Annotated in this window: 10 protein-coding genes; 8 read left to right on the top strand and 2 right to left on the bottom strand. The window is 70.6% G+C overall.

The window, feature by feature from the left end; genetic code table 11:
• Positions 1–152 precede the first annotated feature (152 nt).
• Complete coding sequence (gene gndA, locus ACIP6U_RS02285; protein WP_401711654.1) at positions 153–1,592, bottom strand: NADP-dependent phosphogluconate dehydrogenase; 1,440 nt, start codon at positions 1,590–1,592, stop codon at positions 153–155.
• Positions 1,593–1,878: 286 nt separating this feature from the next.
• Here gndA and ACIP6U_RS02280 point away from each other — a divergent pair, with 286 nt between their 5' ends.
• A complete protein-coding gene (locus ACIP6U_RS02280) occupies positions 1,879–3,066 on the top strand; it encodes a transglycosylase family protein (protein WP_401711651.1) in 1,188 nt (395 codons plus the stop codon).
• On the opposite strand, the gene ACIP6U_RS02275 is transcribed toward ACIP6U_RS02280, so the two are convergent.
• Entirely contained in the window at positions 3,056–4,225 is a 1,170-nt protein-coding gene (locus ACIP6U_RS02275; protein ID WP_401711649.1) for a DMT family transporter, read from the bottom strand. The genes ACIP6U_RS02280 and ACIP6U_RS02275 overlap by 11 nt on opposite strands.
• A 487-nt stretch (positions 4,226–4,712) precedes the next feature.
• Between ACIP6U_RS02275 and glgA the strand changes: the two genes are divergently transcribed.
• From glgA to ACIP6U_RS02240, 7 genes are all read left to right on the top strand, one after another.
• Positions 4,713–5,864: a glycogen synthase gene (gene glgA / locus ACIP6U_RS02270; protein ID WP_401711646.1), complete on the top strand. Its 1,152-nt coding sequence runs from the start codon at positions 4,713–4,715 to the stop codon at positions 5,862–5,864.
• 81 nt (positions 5,865–5,945) lie between these two features.
• Positions 5,946–7,166 carry a glucose-1-phosphate adenylyltransferase gene (gene glgC, locus ACIP6U_RS02265; protein WP_401711644.1) on the top strand — a complete coding sequence of 407 codons (1,221 nt, stop codon included), beginning with the start codon at positions 5,946–5,948 and terminating at the stop codon, positions 7,164–7,166.
• A gap of 86 nt (positions 7,167–7,252) precedes the next feature.
• The gene (locus ACIP6U_RS02260) at positions 7,253–11,116 is read left to right on the top strand and encodes a tetratricopeptide repeat protein (RefSeq protein ID WP_401711641.1); all 3,864 of its coding nucleotides are present in this window, start codon (positions 7,253–7,255) and stop codon (positions 11,114–11,116) included.
• 100 nt (positions 11,117–11,216) lie between these two features.
• Positions 11,217–13,826, top strand: a complete 2,610-nt coding sequence (locus ACIP6U_RS02255; protein WP_401711638.1) for a PA14 domain-containing protein — start codon at positions 11,217–11,219, stop codon at positions 13,824–13,826.
• A 29-nt stretch (positions 13,827–13,855) separates the two neighbouring features.
• Entirely contained in the window at positions 13,856–16,171 is a 2,316-nt protein-coding gene (locus ACIP6U_RS02250; protein WP_401711636.1) for a GH92 family glycosyl hydrolase, read from the top strand.
• Positions 16,172–16,327: 156 nt separating this feature from the next.
• Positions 16,328–17,653, top strand: coding sequence for a wax ester/triacylglycerol synthase family O-acyltransferase (locus ACIP6U_RS02245; protein WP_401711633.1), 1,326 nt, complete (start codon positions 16,328–16,330; stop codon positions 17,651–17,653).
• Positions 17,654–17,756: 103 nt separating this feature from the next.
• On the top strand, positions 17,757–19,250 hold the full coding sequence (locus tag ACIP6U_RS02240; protein WP_401711630.1) for an SDR family NAD(P)-dependent oxidoreductase: 1,494 nt from the start codon (positions 17,757–17,759) through the stop codon (positions 19,248–19,250).
• Positions 19,251–19,348: the final 98 nt, after the last annotated feature.

The following is a 19,348-nucleotide window of genomic DNA, read 5'->3' as shown; positions in this document are numbered from 1 at the left end:
CGCGCGCCCGCCCCCCCCCCCGCGCCCCCCCCGGGCGCCGGCCCCCCCTCCCCCGTGCCCCCCCCCCCACAAATTGTGGGGGGTGGCCGGCGGGGGGGGGGCGCCCCACCACCGTCTCCTTGTCTTTTCCCGCTTGCCGCCGCGCGCGAGCGCTACGCGGTGACCTCCGAGCGGTCCCCGCCCCACAGCGTGTGGAACGAGCCGTCCTTGTCCGTGCGCCGGTAGGTGTGCGCGCCGAAGAAGTCGCGCTGGCCCTGCGTCAGCGCGGCGGGCAGGCGCTCCGCGCGCAGGCCGTCGTAGTAGGCGAGGGCCGCGGCGAAGCCCGGGGTGGCCACGCCCTGGCGGGTCGCGGCGATCAGCACCTCGCGCCAGTCGTCCTGGGCCGCCGCGATCTCCCGGGCGAACGTCTCGTCGGAGAGCAGGCTCGGCAGGTCGGGACGGGTGTCGTAGGCCTCGCGGATGCGGTCCAGGAAGGCCGCGCGGATGATGCAGCCGCCGCGCCAGATCGAGGAGACCGCGCCGAGGTCGATGTTCCAGTCGTACTCGTCGCTGCCCGCCGAGATCTCGTGGAAGCCCTGCGTGTACGACACGATCTTCGACGCGTACAGCGCCTGCTCGACCTGGTCGGCGAAGGCCGCCGCCTCGGCCTCGCCCAGCGGCGACGCCGTCGGTCCGGCGAGACCGCGCGAGGCCTCGCGCAGCGCCGCGTGACCGGAGAGTGAGCGGGCGAAGACCGCCTCCGCGATGCCGGAGACCGGGACGCCGAGGTCGAGGGCGATCTGCACCGTCCAGCGGCCGGTGCCCTTCTGCTCGGCCTGGTCGACGACCACGTCCACGAACGGCTTGCCCGTGTCCGCGTCCACGTGGGACAGCACCTCGGCGGTGATCTCGATCAGGTACGAGTCGAGCCGGCCGGTGTTCCAGGTGCGGAAGATCTCGGCGATCTGCGCGGGGGAGTACCCGGCGACATCGCGCAGCAGCTGGTACGCCTCGCCGATCAGCTGCATGTCGGCGTACTCGATGCCGTTGTGGACCATCTTCACGAAGTGCCCGGCGCCGTCGGGGCCCACGTGCGTGACACAGGGGGCCTCGTCCGCGGCCTTCGCGGAGATCTTCTCCAGCATCGGGCCGAGCGAGTCGTACGACTCCTTCGGGCCGCCCGGCATGATGCTCGGGCCGTGCAGCGCGCCCTCCTCGCCGCCGGAGACGCCCATGCCGACGAAGTGGATGCCCTGCTCGCGCAGGTCGCGCTCGCGGCGGCGGGTGTCGGCGAAGTGCGCGTTGCCGCCGTCGATGATCATGTCGCCGGGCTCGAGGAGCGGGGCGAACTCCTGGATCACCGCATCGGTGGGCTCGCCGGCCTTGACCATGATGACCAGCCGCCGGGGCCGCTCCAGCGCGGCGACGAACTCCTTGGCGGTGTCGGCCGCGATGAAGTCGCCCTCGTTCCCGAACTCCTCGACCAGGGCGTGCGTGCGCGCCGCCGTCCGGTTGTGCAGCGCGACCGTATAGCCGTTGCGGGCGAAGTTACGGGCGAGATTGCGGCCCATGACCGCGAGACCCGTGACGCCGATCTGGGCTGAAGTGCTCATTCGGTTGGCTCCTAGAGGATCCGATTTCGGTGGTGCCGGTCGTGCCCGTCAGTATCGCCCCACCGACCATCCTGACGTGCCGGTACGTGGGGCGCACGTCCGGAGTGCGTGACATGCCGTCCGCAGATACGTACAGCCAACCCCACCTGCCTCAGCCGAAACACAACGGGGGTTTATTCCTGGTCACTTGTGAGACAGGGAGGCTGATTTCCCGTCTTGTCATGGCCTGTTCGGGGCGCTTAGTTTTGGCCTTCCTGCCTGACGCCTGTCGATGGGGGCTTGGGACATGGCCGTACGCGGCCGGCACCGCCGGTATCAGCCCAACACGATCAACCGCGCCTCGCTCACCGTCACGGCGGGCAGCGTCGGCATGGCGATTCCGCTCATCGGCGCCGGCACGGCGCACGCCGCCGACGTGTCCACCTGGAACAAGGTGGCCGCCTGCGAGTCGAGTGGGAACTGGAGCATCAACACCGGCAACGGCTATTACGGCGGGCTCCAGTTCACCCGGTCGACCTGGGCGGCGTACGGCGGCACCAAGTACGCGCCGCGCGCCGACCTGGCCACCAAGGACCAGCAGATAGCCGTCGCCGAGAAGGTCCTGGACGGACAGGGGCCCGGCGCCTGGCCGGTGTGCTCGGTACGGGCCGGGCTGACCCGCGGCGGCGACACCCCGGACATCCACCCGGCGGGCGGCGGCGGGCAGAGCGCCGAGAAGACGACGAAGAAGACCGGCAAGACCTCCGTGCAGGACGTGCAGCCGCAGACCACGCCCCAGTCCAGGGCGGGCACGGCGGAGATGTACACGGTGGTCCGCGGCGACTCCCTCTCCGAGATCGCCGAGACCGAGCACGTCCCGGGCGGCTGGCAGCGGCTGTACGCCGCGAACCGGAGGACCGTCGGCTCCGACCCCGACCTGATCATGCCGGGCCAGCGGCTCGACCTGCGGGCGAAGGCGACGCCGAAGACGCACACCACGGCGAGCACGGCCACGGAGACGAAGAAGAAGACGTCCACCGAGACCGAGGAGAAGGTCGAGAAGAAGACCGAGGAGAAGGCCGGCACCCGGCACTCCCTCGTCGCCCCGGTGAACGCGGCCACCGGCACCCAGTACCACGCGACCGGCTCCTCCTGGTCGAAGGGCTACCACACCGGCGTCGACTTCCCCGTCCCCACCGGCACCCCGGTGAAGGCCGTCGGGGCGGGCAAGGTCGTCACCGCCGGCTGGGGCGGCTCCTTCGGCTACCAGGTGGTGCTCCGGCACGCCGACGGCCGCTACACCCAGTACGCCCATCTGTCGGCCATCTCCGTGCGGGCCGGGCAGTCGGTGGGCGAGGGGCAGCGGCTCGGGCGCTCGGGGTCCACCGGAAACACCACGGGCCCGCATCTGCACTTCGAAGTGCGGACGGGGCCCGGATTCGGTACGGACATCGACCCTCTCGCCTATCTCAGGGCCGGTGGCGTCAGGATTTGACGCGTACCCGGTGCCGGTCCACGAGTGGCAACGGCAGGTAGGTGCCGCCGAAGAAGGGACCGTGGAAACCGTAGGGCGCCGGCGCTTCGTCGTCCTCGTCCCTGCTCGTGTCCGCGGCGGGGGACGACGGGTCGGCGTCCCCGTCGAAGGACGGGTCCGCGGCCGCTCCCTGAGCCTGTGCCGGTACGAGGATCTCCTCGCGGAGTTCCTCGCGCTCCCGCACGTTCTCGTGGCGCGCGGCCACCGGCTGCTCGGGCAGCGCCGCCAGGTGTTCCTCGGCGGATGCCGCGGCGGCGGGCTCGGGCAGGACCGGGGCCGTCTCCGGGGTGGTGCGGGAGAGACGCTCGGTCGTCAGCAGGATCAGACCGCCGGCCGCCACCACACCGCAGCTCAGCGCGAGCGCCGTGCCCGTGGTGCCGTAGCGGAAGGTCTCGCCGAACATCGTGATGCCCACCGCGGCCGCTATCACCGGGTTCACCACGGTCAGCGTGGCCAGCGGGGCCGCGAGGCCCGCGCCGCGGTAGGAGGCCTGGGACAGCAGCATGCCGGCCGTGGCGAAGACACCGATCACGGCCAGGGAGGGCAGGTCCGAGGCGGTCACACCGCCGCTCCAGTCGACCGCCACCGTCTTGGTGAACACCGAGGACATGCCGAACGCTATGCCGGACCCGGTCGCGAGCAGCATGCTGCGCACCGCCGGGTGCCGGTGGGCGGCGCGGCCCGCGATCATCAGGGCCACGACCACACCGCCGGTGACCACGGCCACGCCCACACGCTGGGCGGTGTCGAGGGACTGCGAGTCGGACGCGCCGACCAGGGAGAGCAGACCGGCCAGGCCCACGGTCGCCATGATCGCGCCCCGCCAGGCGGTCGCACCGGCCTTGCGGCCCACGAAGAGCGCCGCCATGGGCAGCGCGAACACGATGGTGAGGGCGCCGAGCGGCTGCACCAGGCTGAGCGGGCCGTAGGCCAGCGCCGCCACGTGCAGGATGCCGCCCAGGCCGTTCAACGCGACCGCAGCCCACCAGGTCGGGCGGCGCAGCGGCGCGTACTGCTCGTCCGGGGAGGACACCGCGACGTGCTCCTGCACGATCGCGCCGCCGGCGTAGGCCACGGCGGACACGAGCGACAGCAGCACGGACAACGCGAGGGCATTCATAAGCTGCTCCTCTGCGTGAGGCGGGGGCGCTGGGCCCGGCGCGGCGAACGGTCGTCCTTCATACCGAACACGATGCCCTGTCGAACTGTTCCCGTCGTCGTCCCTGAGCAGGCATTGGGTCCTACTGCCGATGGAGTACGAATCGGGCGTTGTCCTCCCCAGGGTGGGTGACACGGGGTGGACTCCTCGGGGCCGCACCCCCTAGAGGCCTTGGTACTACTGGCCTTCGTGGACCTCGCCCCCGAGACCGCCGCCCGCACCGCACCCGAGGTCCGCTCGCTACTACGCACGGCCGGACAGACACCGGGCCCTTACCTCCAAGTTTCGCATATGCTGACAAAAACTTGTTATCGGATGTTTAAGAAAATTCCATAACTTTTCGTGTTCGAAGGGGCGCCGATTCCCGCGGGCCCCCGAGTTGCTCTTCCGCGCGCGGCACATCTGGGTGACCATGTGGGAACCGGCTGCGGAGACCAGGGGGTTGTGGGTGCGAGTGGGACTGCTGACCCGGGAGTACCCGCCGGACGTGTACGGCGGCGCGGGTGTCCATGTCGAGTTCCTCGCCCGGGAGTTGAGCTCCCTGGTCGACCTGGAGGTGCACTGCTGGGGCGAGGGCCGCGGCGTGGGCGTCGTACGCCACCGCTCCTGGGCCGCCCTGGACACCGCCAACGACGCCCTGCGCACCTTCTCCGTCGACCTCGCCATGGCCGCGGGGCTCGAAGGCCGCGAGCTCGCGCACTCCCACACCTGGTACGCCAACCTCGCGGGACACTTCGGCAAGCTGCTGTACGGCATACCGCACGTGATGACCGCCCACTCCCTGGAGCCGCTGCGCCCCTGGAAGGCCGAGCAGCTCGGCGGCGGCTACGCCCTGTCCAGCTGGGCCGAGGGCACCGCGATCGAGACGGCCGACGCCGTGATCGCCGTATCCGGGGCCATGCGCGAGGACATCCTCACCTGCTACCCGGCGCTGGATCCGGCCAAGGTCCACATCGTGCACAACGGCATCGACACCGCGCTCTACCGGCCCGACCACGGCACCGACGTCCTGGACCGCATCGGCCTGGACCGGGACCGCCCGTTCGTCCTGTTCGTCGGCCGCATCACCCGCCAGAAGGGCGTCCCGCACCTGCTGCGGGCCGTACGGGACATCGACCCGGCCGCACAGGTCGTCCTGTGCGCGGGCGCGCCCGACACCCCGGAGATCGACCGCGAGTTCCGCGAGCTCTACCAGGAGCTGAGCAGCGTCCGCGAGGGCGTGCACTGGGTCCCGCAGATGCTGCCGCGCCCCGAGGTGATCCAGCTCCTCACGCACGCCGCCGTGTTCGTGTGCCCCTCGGTGTACGAGCCGCTCGGGATCGTCAACCTGGAGGCGATGGCCTGCGGCACGCCCGTGGTGGCCTCCCGGGTCGGCGGCATCCCCGAGGTCGTGGACGACGGCAGGACCGGACTGCTGGTCACCGTGGACGAGGACTTCGAGCCCAACCTCGCGCGAGCGCTGGACTCGGTCCTCGGCGACCCTGAGGCCGCCCGGCGGATGGGCGAGGCGGGCCGGGAGCGCGCGGTGGGCGAGTTCGGCTGGGACGCGGTCGCCCGCCGTACGGTCCGGCTTTACGAGGAGATCCTCAAACAGGGGTAGTAGTACGGAGCTGGCTTCGAACAGGCTTACTCCGCCCAGCTCAAGGGCAGGCATGGGTCAACCACGGTGAGGGGAGCGGCCATGCGTCGGGGTGGTCCTTCGGTGCTCGGAATCGTGCTTGCGGGCGGAGAGGGCAAGCGACTGATGCCCTTGACCGCGGACCGCGCGAAACCCGCGGTCACCTTCGGCGGTACGTACCGTCTCGTCGATTTCGTTCTCTCCAATCTCGTCAACGCGGACATCCTGCGCATCTGCGTGCTGACGCAGTACAAGTCGCACTCGCTGGACCGGCACATCACCCAGACCTGGCGGATGTCCAGCCTGCTGGGCAACTACGTCACCCCGGTCCCGGCCCAGCAGCGGCTCGGCCCGCGCTGGTACCTGGGCAGCGCCGACGCGATCCTGCAGTCGCTGAACCTGATCTACGACGAGCGGCCCGAGTACGTCGCCGTGTTCGGCGCCGACCACGTGTACCGCATGGACCCGCGGCACATGCTCGCCCAGCACATCGAGAGCGGCGCGGGCGTCACGGTGGCCGGGATCCGCGTCCCGCGCACCGAGTCCTCGTCCTTCGGTGTCATCAGCCCCGGCTCGGACGGCCTGACCGTCGAGCGCTTCCTGGAGAAGCCCACCGACCCGCCCGGCCTGGCGGACGACCCCGAGTGTGTCTTCGCCTCGATGGGCAACTACGTCTTCACGACCAAGGTCCTGATCGAGGCGCTCCAGCGGGACGCCGAGGACGGGCACTCCGTGCACGACATGGGCGGCTCGATCCTGCCCCAGCTCACCGACCGCGGCGAGGCCCAGCTCTACGACTTCAGCGCGAACCACGTGCCGGGCGAGACCACCCGCGACCAGGGCTACTGGCGGGACGTGGGCACCCTCGACGCGTACTACGACGCCCACATGGACCTCATCGCCGAGCGCCCCGCCTTCAACCTCTACAACCGCAGCTGGCCCATCTACACCCACTCCAACCAGCTCTCCCCGGCCCGCTTCAACGCCGGGGGCATCGCGGGGGAGTCCATCATCAGCGCGGGCTGCCTGATCCGCGGCCAGGTCACGCGGTCCGTCCTGTCACCCGGCGTCGTGGTCGACCCCGGCGCGGTGGTCCAGGGCTCGATCCTGCACGACAACGTCCACATCGGCCGAGGCGCGGTGGTGCGCGGCGCGGTCCTCGACAAGAACGTCGAGGTACCGCCGGGCGCGACCATCGGCGTCAACCCGGAGCGGGACGGCGAGCTGTACACCGTCTCCAAGGGCGGAGTAATTGCCTTGGGGAAGGGGCAGTTGGTCACGTAGCCTCCTCGCCGGGGGAGGGGAACGGGATGGTACGGGGGAACGCACGACGGTCGCAGGGGGACGAACAGCGGTCGTCGAGCGGAGAGTTGACCAGGGACCGGGAACAAGAGGTGTTCGTCGGCCGGGCTGCGGAGCGCGCCCTGTTCGCGGCCGGCATCGCGCGCGACCCCGGCCCGGACGGCTCCCGACGGCTCATCCATGTGCACGGCGTCGCGGGCGTGGGCAAGTCGACGCTGCTGCTGCACTGGCAAGCCACTGCACGTGCGCACGGCGCACCGACCGCGGTGGTCGACGCGTCGGCGCTGTGCGGTGTCGCGGAGGCGATGGCGGCCGTCGGCACCGAACTCGGCTTCCCGGCGGGCCGGTTGGAGGGCGTCGGTGCGGGGCCGGAGCTCGACGAGAGACAGCGCGGGTCCGACGGGCCGGCTGTGGCCCCCGAGGGGCAACCTCGCGCTGCAAGCGATCAGGACCCGACTCAGTCCCCGAAGGGCGCGTCCGTACCGACTCCGGGCGTCGCAGTCGTCCCCTGGAGGGCGAGCCCCGCCATGATCGGCCGGCCCGTCGACTGGGCGCGTGTCGCGGAGCGTGACCAGCGTCCGCGTGCACGTGGGACCGACGAACACGACGCCGGTACGGTCGCCCGGCTCAGCACTGCCTTCGTGACCGAGCTGGTCCGTCTCTCCCGTCAACAGCCGTTCCTGGTGCTGTTCTTCGACACCTGGGAGCGGTCCGGCGAATTCCTGGACGCGTGGGTGCGCGCACTCCTGCTGGACAGGTTCGGCCCGTTGCCCGGCAACATCATCGTCGTGCTGGCCGGCCGGGACCCGCTGGACGAGAGCGACTGGACCCGACTCCGCGCCCACGTGACCGAGGTACCGCTGAAACCCTTTACCGACCGCGAGGCCAGAGACCTGCTCGCGGCCCGCGGAGTGACCGACGAGGCGGCGATCACGTCCGTCCTGGACACCGCCCTTGGGCTGCCCCTCCTCCTGGACATGCTCGCGGGCCCCCGCGCCGCACCCGTTGCCGCGGACGAATCGGCCAGGGAGCCGGTCGACATCGCCGTCGACAGTTACCTCGACCGGATCGACGACACCAGGCGGCGGGACGCCGTCCTGGGCTGCTCGCTGCCGCTCCTGTTCGACGAGGAGATCCTCCGTGCGGCCTTCCCGGAGGCCGAGCCCGACCTGTTCGCGTGGCTGCGCGCCCAGCCGTTCGTCACCGACCGGGACGGGTCTGTCCAGTACCACGACGTCGTACGCACGAGCATGCTCCGTCGCCGGCGGGCGAGTTCACCGCAGAACTGGAGCGACGACCACACCCGGCTCGCGGACGTCTTCGCCGACTTGCGCGCGGCCCGCGAGGCGAGCCTGGCGGCCGACAAGCGCTGGGCGGACGGCACTTGGCGCGGCCTCCGTCTCGACGAGACCTACCACCGCCTGTGTGCCCACCCGGCCCAGCAGCTGACCGCCGCCCTCGAAGAGACGATCCACGCGGCCGGCCAGGATCTGCCCACCCTGCGCCGCTGGGCCGACCTGCTCACCAGGGCCGGCATCGACAGCGACGCGCCCGCCGTCACCGACTGGGGCCGTCGCCTGACCTCGGCGGCGGCCGGTGGGCAAGGCGTCCACGACGGCCTGACCGCCCTGCTGACGGCTCCCGGTCTCAGCCCGGCGGCCCGCGCGAGCGCCCACCTGTACCGGGGCCGGTACCTGCACCACGCGGACCGTCTGGATGACGCGAGCGCCGAACTCGGCCGTGCGATCGACATCGATCCGACCAATGCCGCGGCCCTTGAGGAACGGGGCGTCGTCTGGCACTGGCTCGATTTCGACCCGTACTCGCTGCACGAACTGACCGATGCGCTCGAGCTGGATCCCGGGCTCGTGCGGTCGCACGCCATGAGCGGAGTCGTCGAGTTGTGGCGGGGCTGCCCCGACGACGCGATCCTCGCCTTCGACCGTGCCCTCGCACTCGACTCCGACATCGACTGGGTCCTGTGCCGGCGAGGCCTGGCGCATCTCATCGAGGGTCACCCCGGGCCCGCGCTCGCCGACCTGGACCGGGCCCTGGAGCTGGATCCGGGGTACGAAGTGGCGCTGGCCGTACGCGCGATGGTCCATGAGCAGACGGGACGTCTCGACGAGGCGGTCGCGGATCTGAGCCGGGCGGTGGAGTTGGATCCGGGGTTCGGGTGGGCCCTCGGCCGACGGGGTGCGATCCACCGACAGGCGGGGCGTACGGCTCGGGCGCTGGCGGATCTGGACCGGGCCCTGGAGCTGGATCCCAAGGACGACTGGGCGCTCGCCGCACGTGGCGCACTGCACGGTGACGAGGGGCGCACGGAGGCGGCGCTGGCCGATCTGAACCGGGCGCTGGAGCTGGACCCGCGCCACTTGTGGGCCCTCAACCGGCGCGGTGAGGTGCACCGACAGGCGGGCCTCCTGGAAGAGGCGCTGGCCGACGTGAACCGGGCGTTGGAGCTGAGCCCGGAGGACGAATCGATCATCGCCGAGCGTGGTGCGGTGCATGCGGCGGCGGGTCGTCCGGAGGAAGCACTGGCCGATCTGAACCGGGCGCTGGAGATCGATCCGGACTACACCTGGGCCCTTGGGGAGCGTGCTCAGGTGCACCTGAAGGCGGGTCGTCCGGAGGAGGCGCTCGCCGATCTGGACCTCGCTGTGGCGCTGGACCTGAACAACGCCTGGGCCGTCGCCCATCGGGGTGCGGTGCATCGGGAGGCGGGTCGGCTGGAGGACGCGCTGGCCGACCTCGACCGCGCGGTGGGCCTGAACGCGGACGACGCGTGGACCCTCAGCGAGCGTGCTCTGGTGCACATCGAGGCGGAGCATCCGCAGGAGGCGCTGGCCGATCTGGACCGGGTGGTGGAACTGGATCCGGAAGACGGGTGGGCTTTCGCCCAGCGCGGTGCGCAGCACCGGCAGGCGGGTCGGCGGGAGGAGGCGCTGGCCGATCTGGACCGGGCTGTGGAGCTGGACCCGGAGGACGCATGGGCTATCGCAGAGCGTGCTGTGGGCTACTCGGAGACGGGTCGGCCGGAGGAGGCGCTGGCCGAATTGAACCGGGCGTTGGAGCTCGACCCGGAGTTCGGGTGGGCCTTCACACAGCGTGGTGTGCTGCACAGGGAGGCGAGGCGTCTGGACGAGGCGCTGGCCGATCTGGACCGGGCGTTGGAACTCGACCCGGAGAGTGACTGGGCCGTCGGCGAGCGTGGCTATGTCCATCAACTGGCCGGACGCCTCGACGAGTCCGTCGCCGACTTCACCCGCGCCATCGAGCTCAACCCCCTGGACCCGTGGGACTTCGCCGAACGCGGACACTCCCATCGGCGAGCCGGACGGTACGAAGAGGCAATCACCGATCTGAACCGGGCCGTCGAACTCGATCCCGCCCTCGACATGGCTCTCGCGTACCGCGGTGAAACGCATCGGCTGGCCGGCCGACAGGACGACGCCGTCGCCGACTTCACCCGCGCCCTGGAGATCGACCCCTCCTACGACTTCGCCCGACAGCAGCGAGCCCTCACCCACCAGACGGCCGGTCGCCCGGACCAGGCGCGTGCCGACCTGCGGCACCTCCTGGCCAAGGACGACGTGGACATTCAGGTCCGCCTGCAACTGGTGGCGCTCGACAGCCGTGAACACGGACTGGACGCCCACCGCGAGGACTGGCGTAGGGTCCTCGACCTCGCGGACCAGGACGACGACGAGGAGATCACCTGCTTCGCCGCCCTCCTGCGCCCGCTCCTGGTGGACCGCGGCGGCGACATCGAGTCACCGACCCGCCGGAACCTGGAGGTGATCGTCGATCAGGAGGGGGCCGACGACCTCATGGTCTGGCTGGACGAGTTGGAAGCCGTACCCGGAGACCACGTCCCAGAGGTCCGACGACTGCGCCAACGTCTGCACGATCACCGAGCCCGTCTCTGAACCGACCCGACCGGCCCCTGTTGTCATGTCCCTGGACGGGCAACGGAATCCGTGTTGTCATGCCAACTGTTTGCCATGCCAACGTTGTCATGGAGGTTGCATGCGCATCACCCGGCTCAGAAACCGACTCGCGTTACTCCTCGCCGTGGCTCTCGGCCTCGCCGGACTGGTCGCCGTCCCGGCGGCCACCGCAGCCGACGAGACGCCCGAAGTCCACGGACTGAAGGGTGAGTACTACACCCAATCAGCCCCCGGCGCCTTCGACTTCGACCAGCTCAAAGCCACCGGCTTCGACCCGAACCTGGACTTCGCCAACCTCGAACCCCGCCTCGCCTTCACCACCGGCCGCTCGGACGACGTCAGCGTCCGCTGGACCGGAAAGATCGTCCCGGAGAAGACCGGCGCCCACACCTTCTCGATCATCGGCGACAACGGCTTCCGCCTGTGGGTCGGCGGACAGCTCCTCATCGACCACTGGGTCGACGACTGGGACCGCGAACAGACCGCCGCCCCGGTCGAGTTGACCGCAGGGCAGTCCTACGACATCAAGGTCGAGTACTTCGAGCACTACGGCGGCTCCAACCTCCACCTGCGCTGGACCCAGCCCGGCGGCGGCAAGGAGGCGATCCCGCAGTCGGCGTTCCGCCTGCCCGACGGATTCGACTACGACGGCGCCATCGCGACGACCGTCACCGGCACCGGCCGCACCCTGAAGCTCGACTTCGCCCAGCCCCTCGCCGCACCCCCGGCCGGTCTCACCGACCACATCGAAGCGGTCATCGGCGGCGCCAAGTGGCCTCTGGGCACGGCCACGTTGGACCCGGCCGACCCCAAGTCCCTGCTCGTCGCGCTCGACGAACCCGTCGTCGGCAACAAGACCGGCACCGCGCCCGGCATCGCCGACGTCCGCTACGACGGAAACGGCGGCCTGAACCGAGCCGATGGCAACGTTACCAATGGGTTCTGGAGCAGCGGCCCCAACCGGTCCACGTACGAGCTGCGCACCAAGTGGGCCGACCAGGTGGGCCCCGATAACGCCCTCCCCGAGTACCCGCGTCCGCAGCTGACCCGCGCCGACTGGCGCAATCTCAACGGGCGTTGGCAGTTCGCCGCCGCCACAGCCGGTGAACAGCCGCCGGTCGGCCGGAATCTCGCCGAGCGCATCCTCGTCCCCTACCCCGTCGAGTCCCAGCTCTCCGGACTCGAACGGCACGAGGACCGCATGTGGTACCGCCGCACCTTCACCGTCCCGGCCGACTGGAAGATCGGCTCGGGCAAGCGGCTGCGGCTCAACTTCGGTGCCGTCGACTGGCGCAGCGAGGTGTACGTCAACGGCGTCAAGGTCACCGAACACCAGGGCGGCTACGACAAGTTCAGCGCCGACGTCACCGACGCGCTGAAGCCCGGCCGCACCCAGGAACTGATCGTCGGCGTGTACGACCCCACCGACGCGGCCGACGGTGAGAACCCGCCGGTCGGCAAGCAGCGCCTGGATCCGAGCGGCATCTGGTACACGCCCACCTCGGGCATCTGGCAGACGGTGTGGATGGAGCCGGTCGCCACCGACCATGTCGACTCCCTCAAGCTCACGCCTGACGTAGGCAAGAGCCAACTCGCCGTCGAGGCGCAGGGCGTGCGGGACGGCGTACCGATCACGGCGACGGCGTACGACGGGAAGCGCAAGGTCGCCACGGCCAGTGGCCGCACCGGCGGACCGCTGACCCTGACCATCAAGAACCCTCATCTCTGGTCGCCCGACGACCCGTTCCTCTACGACCTGAAGGTGACCGTCGGCAAGGATCGCGTCGGCAGTTACTTCGGGATGCGCTCGATCGCCGTCGAGAAGGTGAACGGCGTCCCGCGCACGGTCCTCAACGGCAAGCCGATCTTCATGATGGCCACGCTCGACCAGGGCTTCTGGCCCGACGGCCTGTACACCGCGCCGACCGACGAGGCCCTCGCCTACGACCTCAAGGTGCACAAGGAGTTGGGCTTCAACTCCGTGCGCAAGCACATCAAGGTCGAGCCCGACCGGTGGTTCTACTGGGCCGACCGGCTGGGGCTCATGGTGTGGCAGGACATGCCGGCGATGACCGCAGGAGTGAACCCGTCCACCGCCGCCCGGGCCGAGTACGAGCGCGAGATGAAGCAGATGATCGACGAGCACATCAGCAGTCCGTCGGTCGTCATGTGGGTGACGTTCAACGAGGGGTGGGGCCAGTACGACGAGGCCCGGATCGCCGACCAGGCCAAGGCCTGGGACCCGACCCGGCTCGTCAACAGCATGTCCGGCATCAACCTCGGGACCGACGGCGGCACCGGCGACATCATCGACGAACACGGCTATCCCAGTCCCGCCCTGCCACCCCATCCCGACGGTCGACGGGCCCTCGTGAGCGGTGAGTACGGCGGTCTCGGGCTCGCGGTGCCGGGACACGCCTGGTCGGTCCAGCAGTCGTACGTCGACGTCGACCCGGCGGCCTACACCGACGACTACCTCACCAAGCTCGCCGAGGTGCACGCCCTGGCCTGCAAGGGGAGCAACGGCGCCGTCTACACCCAGATCTCGGACGTCGAGGGCGAGCTGAACGGCCTGCTGACGTACGACCGAAGGGTGCTCAAACCCGACACGCAGCGGGTGAAGGCCGCCCAACAGGCCCTGATCCGTGACGCTTCGCAAGCGACTCCCGCAGGGTGCCCGACTCCCTGAACCCCCCACGCATCCGGAGGACTTCCCGCATGAGATGGACCCGGCGCCTGCGTCTGGGCATGGCGGGGGCGGTGGCAGCGTCCGCGCTGTGCGCCGTCCCCGCCACCGCCCAGACCTCGCCCGACAGTCGACTCACCGACCTGGTCAACCCGTTCATCGGCACCGAGAACGACGGCAACACCTACCCCGGCGCGGCCGTGCCCTTCGGCATGGTGCAGTTCTCGCCGGACACAGGCCACAACACCGGCTACGACTACTCCCAGAACCACATCCGCGGCTTCTCCCTGGTCCACCTCTCCGGCGTCGGCTGCGGCCTGGGCGGCGATCTGCCCGTGCTGCCGACCACCGGTGACGTGACGCAGACGGACTACGCCCAGTACGCGGCCGAGTTCAGTCACGACGACGAGCAGGCGAGCCCCGGCTACTACCAGGTCGGTCTGAAGACCGGCATCGAGGCCGAGCTGACGGCGACCGCGCGCACCGGCGTGCAGCGCTACACCTTCCCGGCCACCGACAAGGCCAACGTCCTGCTGAACGCGGCCCAGTCGCTGCACAGCGGGGTCACCTCGAAGGTGGAGGTCCTCGACAACCGGACCGTGCGCACCGCCATCACCGGCCGCGGCTTCTGCCAGGACACCAAGCCGTACACCGTCTACACGATCACCCGCTTCGACCGGCCCTTCACCACGTACGGCACCTGGAACGGCTCGACGGTGACGGCCGGTTCGAAGAGCGGCAGCGGTGGCGCCTACGTCCGCTTCGACACGAGCAAGGACCGTACGGTCGAGGCGACCACGGCCCTTTCCTACGTCGACGCGCAAGGGGCGGCGCTCAACCTCCGTGCGGAGGGCGGGAGTTCGTTCGACGCGGTTCGTCACCAAGCTCAACGGGCCTGGGAGGACCGGCTGGACGACGTACGGGCGAAGGGTGGTTCCGAGAGTCTGCGGCGGACCTTCTACTCGTCGCTGTACCGGTCGTTCCTCGCGCCCAACATCGGCAGCGACGCCGACGGCCGGTACACCGGGTGGGATCAGAAGATCCACCGCGCGAAGGGCTTCACGTACTACCAGAACTGGTCGCTGTGGGACACCTACCGCACCCAGTCCCAGCTCCTCTCCCTGCTCGCGCCCCGTGAGGCACGGGACATGGCGATCTCGGTGATCAGGATCGACGAGGAGAGCGGCTGGCTGCCCAAGTGGGGCTACGGCACGGTCGAGACGAACATCATGACCGGCGACCCGGTCACGCCGTTCCTGACCAACGCCTATCAACAGGGCCTGCTCAAGGGGTACGAGGAGCGGACCTACCGGGCGTTGAAGCAGAACGCCGACGGGGTACCGCCCGCCGACTCGCCTGCGGTGGGCCGGGAGGCCAACGCGGAGTACATCGCGGGCGGTTTCGCGCCGTACATCAAGGACCGCCCGCACGTGAAGCCCGGTGACTCGGACTACGACCACGGGGCCTCGGCCACCCTGGAGTACGCGCTGTCGGACGCGATGCTGGCGCAGATGGCGCGGGACCTCGGCCACGGCGCGGACGCCGCGCGGTATGCCGCCCGGGCGCAGAGCTACCGGAACGTCTTCGACCCCTCGACCGGCTTCTTCCGTGCCCGGGACGCCTCCGGCGCCTTCGTCGGGCCGGCCGACCCGGCGAAGAGCGAGGGCTTCCACGAGGGCACGTCCTGGCAGTACCAGTGGCTGGTGCCGCAGGACCTGCCGGGCATGGTCGACCTCATCGGCGGACAGCAGGCGGCCAACGACCGGCTCGACTCCTTCTTCGCCTACGACCGGCTGCTGGCCGACCCGGCGAAGACCGCGCGCGAGGTGTGGGTCAACGGGCCGTACGACTACTACAACGCGGACAAGTACAACCCGCAGAACGAGCCCGACCTGATCGCCCCGTACACCTACCTGTCCACCGGGCAGCCCTGGAAGACGACCGATGTCGTCCATGCCGCGCTGACCCTGTTCACGGACGGTCCGACCGGCATGACCGGCAACGACGACCTCGGCACGATGTCCGCGTGGAACGTGCTGTCGTCGATCGGGATCTTCCCGGTGCAGCCCGGCTACGACACCTGGGGTCTGTCCACGCCGGTCTTCGAGCGGGTCGACCTGACCCTGGACCGGCGCTACTACCCGCGCGGCGCCCTGACCGTCACGGCGTCCGGCACCTCGGCCACCGACCGGTACGTCCAGTCGGCCCGGGCGGACGGGAAGGCCTACGACCGGACCTACCTGACGACCGGCGATCTGCGCTCCCTGCGCTCGCTGGCCTTCACGGTCGGCCCGCAGCCGTCTGAGTGGGGAACATCACCGAAAGCGGCGCCACCCGCACTGAAGTGATCACAGGCGTCTCACGCGTCCCGCCCCTCTCAGGAGGGGCGGGACCGGACCGAGACGTAACCTGCCGTTAACTGAGCGTAGCTTGATCGTACTTGACCGTAATCACTGGTCGGCGCTTGACTGCTTGCTCACCCCTAGTCGACGCGAGGCAAGCCTTTGACTTCCGACCTGCTCGCTCCACTCGACCTGGCGTTCTGGAACATCGAGTCCGACCGGAACCCGATGCACCTGGGCGCGCTCGGCGTCTTCTCCGCCCACTCGCCCACCGCCGGCGCCCACGCCGCCGACCTGCTGGCCGCCCGCGCCGCCGGCGTACCCGGACTGCGGATGCGCATCCGGGACGTGTGGCAGCCGCTGTCCCTGCGCTTCGGGAGCGCCGCCCGTGAGGCGGATCCCGACTTCGACCCGCTCCACCACATCAGGCTGCACGCCCCCACCACCGACTTCCACGAGGTCGCGGGCCGGCTCATGGAGCGACCGCTGGAGCGCGACCGGCCGCCCTGGGAGGCGCATGTGCTGCCGGGGGAGGACGGGGTGTCCTTCGCCGTGCTGTTCAAGTTCCACCACGCCCTCGCCGATGGGCTGCGCGCCCTGACGCTCGCCGCCGCCGTCCTGGACCCGATGGACCTGCCCACGCCCCGGCCGCGCCGCGAGGAGCCCAAGCCCGGTCTGCTGCCCGACGTGCGCAAGCTGCCCGGACTGGTCAGGGGCGCCCTCTCCGACGTCGGCCGGGCCCTTGACATCGGCGCCTCCGTGGCCGTGTCCACCCTCGCCACGCAGTCCTCGGCCGCGCTCACCGCCGAGCCCACCGGGACCCGCCGCACCGCCGGAGTCGTCATCGACCTCGACGACGTGCACCGCATCCGCAAGTCCGAGGGCGGCACCGTCAACGACGTACTGATCGCGGTCGTCGCGGGCGCCCTGCGCCGCTGGCTCGACGAACGCGGCGACGGCAGCGAGGGCGTGGCACCGCGCGCCCTGATCCCCGTCTCCAAACGCCGGCCGCGCACCGCCCAGCCGCAGGGCAACCGCCTCTCCGGCTACCTGATACGGCTCCCGGTCGACGACCCCGATCCGCTCAGCCGCCTCGGCACGGTCCGCGGCGCCATGAACCGCAACAAGGACGCGGGACCCAACCGCGGCGCGGGCGCCGTCGCCCTCCTCGCCGACCACGTGCCGCCGCTCGCGCACCGGCTCGGCGGACCGCTGGTCAGCCAGGCCGCCCGGCTCTGGTTCGACATCCTGGTCACCAGCGTGCCGCTGCCGAGCATCGGCCTGAAGCTCGGCGGCAACCCGGTCACCGAGGTCTACCCGCTCGCCCCGCTGGCCCGCGGCCAGGCGCTGGCCGTCGCCGTTTCCACGTATCGCGGACACGTGCACTACGGGCTCGTCGCCGACGCCGAGGCCGTGCCGGACCTTGATCGGTTCGCCGCCGCGCTGACCGCGGAGGTGGAGACACTCATCACTGCCTGCGGCTCCTGATCCCGCCGGGTTTGGTGGACCGGGCCGGCGCTCCGTAAAATTCGCCGTTCGACAGTGGGTGCGATCGGAGCGCCACGCGGGACAGCAGGGAAGCGGCAGCGCGATGACGGTGACAGAGGAAGGCCCCACGACCGGGGAAGAGGTCGTGTTCGGGCCCGGTATCGACCCGGAGCGGCTCGCCGTCTGCCTGAGCGTGCTGGAGGAACTCGACAAGCTGGAGGTCGACCACCCGGACGCGATCGCGGTGCGCCGGGCCACCGCCGGCGTCTACCGCACGGTCAAGCAGCGCCGCCGGCAGGATCGCCGGGCCGCCAAGACCGCCCACGACAAGGCGGTCACCGAGGCCACCGCGACCGGCTCGGCCCAGCGCATCGACGACGAGACCGAGGGCCTGCTGCCCTCCTCGGGCACCGACGAGGGACAGCTCGCCGGCATCCTCCAGCGGCCCCGCTCCTGCTACACCTGCAAGACCCGGTACGTGGAAGTCGACTACTTCTACCACCAGCTCTGTCCCGACTGCGCCCGCCTGAACCGCACCAAGCGCGACGCCCGCGCCGACCTCACCGGCAAGCGCGCCCTGCTCACCGGCGGCCGGGCCAAGATCGGCATGTACATCGCGCTGCGGCTGCTGCGCGACGGCGCCCACACGACGATCACCACGCGGTTCCCCAAGGACGCCATCCGCCGCTTCAAGGCCATGGACGACTCCGCGGAGTGGCTGCACCGCCTGGAGATCGTCGGCGTCGACCTGCGCGACCCCGCACAGGTCGTCGCCCTCGCCGACCAGGTCGCCGAGGCGGGCCCGCTCGACATCCTCATCAACAACGCGACCCAGACCGTACGCCGGCTGCCCTCCGCGTACGCCGCCCTGGTCGACGGCGAGGGCGCCCCGCTGCCCGCCGGTGAACTCCCCGCCCACCACGTCATCGGCGCCTTCAACTCCGGTGCGGTGGACGGCCTCGCGGCCCTGCCCGTCGGCATCAGCAACCTCGACGCCCAGCAGGTCGCCGACCTCGCCCTGGTCGCGGGCAACGCCAGCGTCGCCCGGCACCTCGACGGCACCGCCATCGACGCGGGCGGCCTGGTCCCCGACGTCGTCGACACCAACACCTGGGTCCAGACCATCGAGCAGATCTCCCCGGTGGAGCTCCTCGAGACCCAACTCTGCAACTACACCGCGCCGTTCATCCTGATCAGCAAGCTCCGCCCGGTCATGGCCGGAGCCGCCCGGCAGGCGACGAGCGGACGCGCGTACATCGTCAACGTCTCGGCGATGGAAGGCGTCTTCGGGCGCGGCTACAAGGGCGCGGGCCACCCGAACACCAACGCCGCCAAGGCCGCGATGAACATGGTGACCCGGACCAGCGGCCAGGAGATGTTCCAGAGCGACGGCATCCTGATGACCTCGGTCGACACCGGCTGGATCACCGACGAGCGCCCCCACTACGACAAGCTGCGCCTGGCCGAGGAGGGCTTCCACGCCCCGCTCGACCTGATCGACGGCGCGGCCCGCGTCTACGACCCGGTCGTGCGCGGCGAGCAGGGCGAAGACGTGTACGGCGTCTTCCTCAAGGACTACGCGCCCGGGAAGTGGTAGCGGTCGGCTGAGCGGTGGAGGGCACGCTGGGCGTCAGCGGGCATGCCAGGAGGTAGGGGCCCGCTTATTCGCTCGCGGGTCACGAGGCCGGCGCCCTA

This window comes from Streptomyces sp. NPDC088794 (assembly GCF_044750545.1).
Classification (GTDB): Bacteria; Actinomycetota; Actinomycetes; order Streptomycetales; family Streptomycetaceae; genus Streptomyces.
Note: the sequence above shows the minus strand (reverse complement) of the source record. Positions and strands in the feature narration are given on the sequence as shown.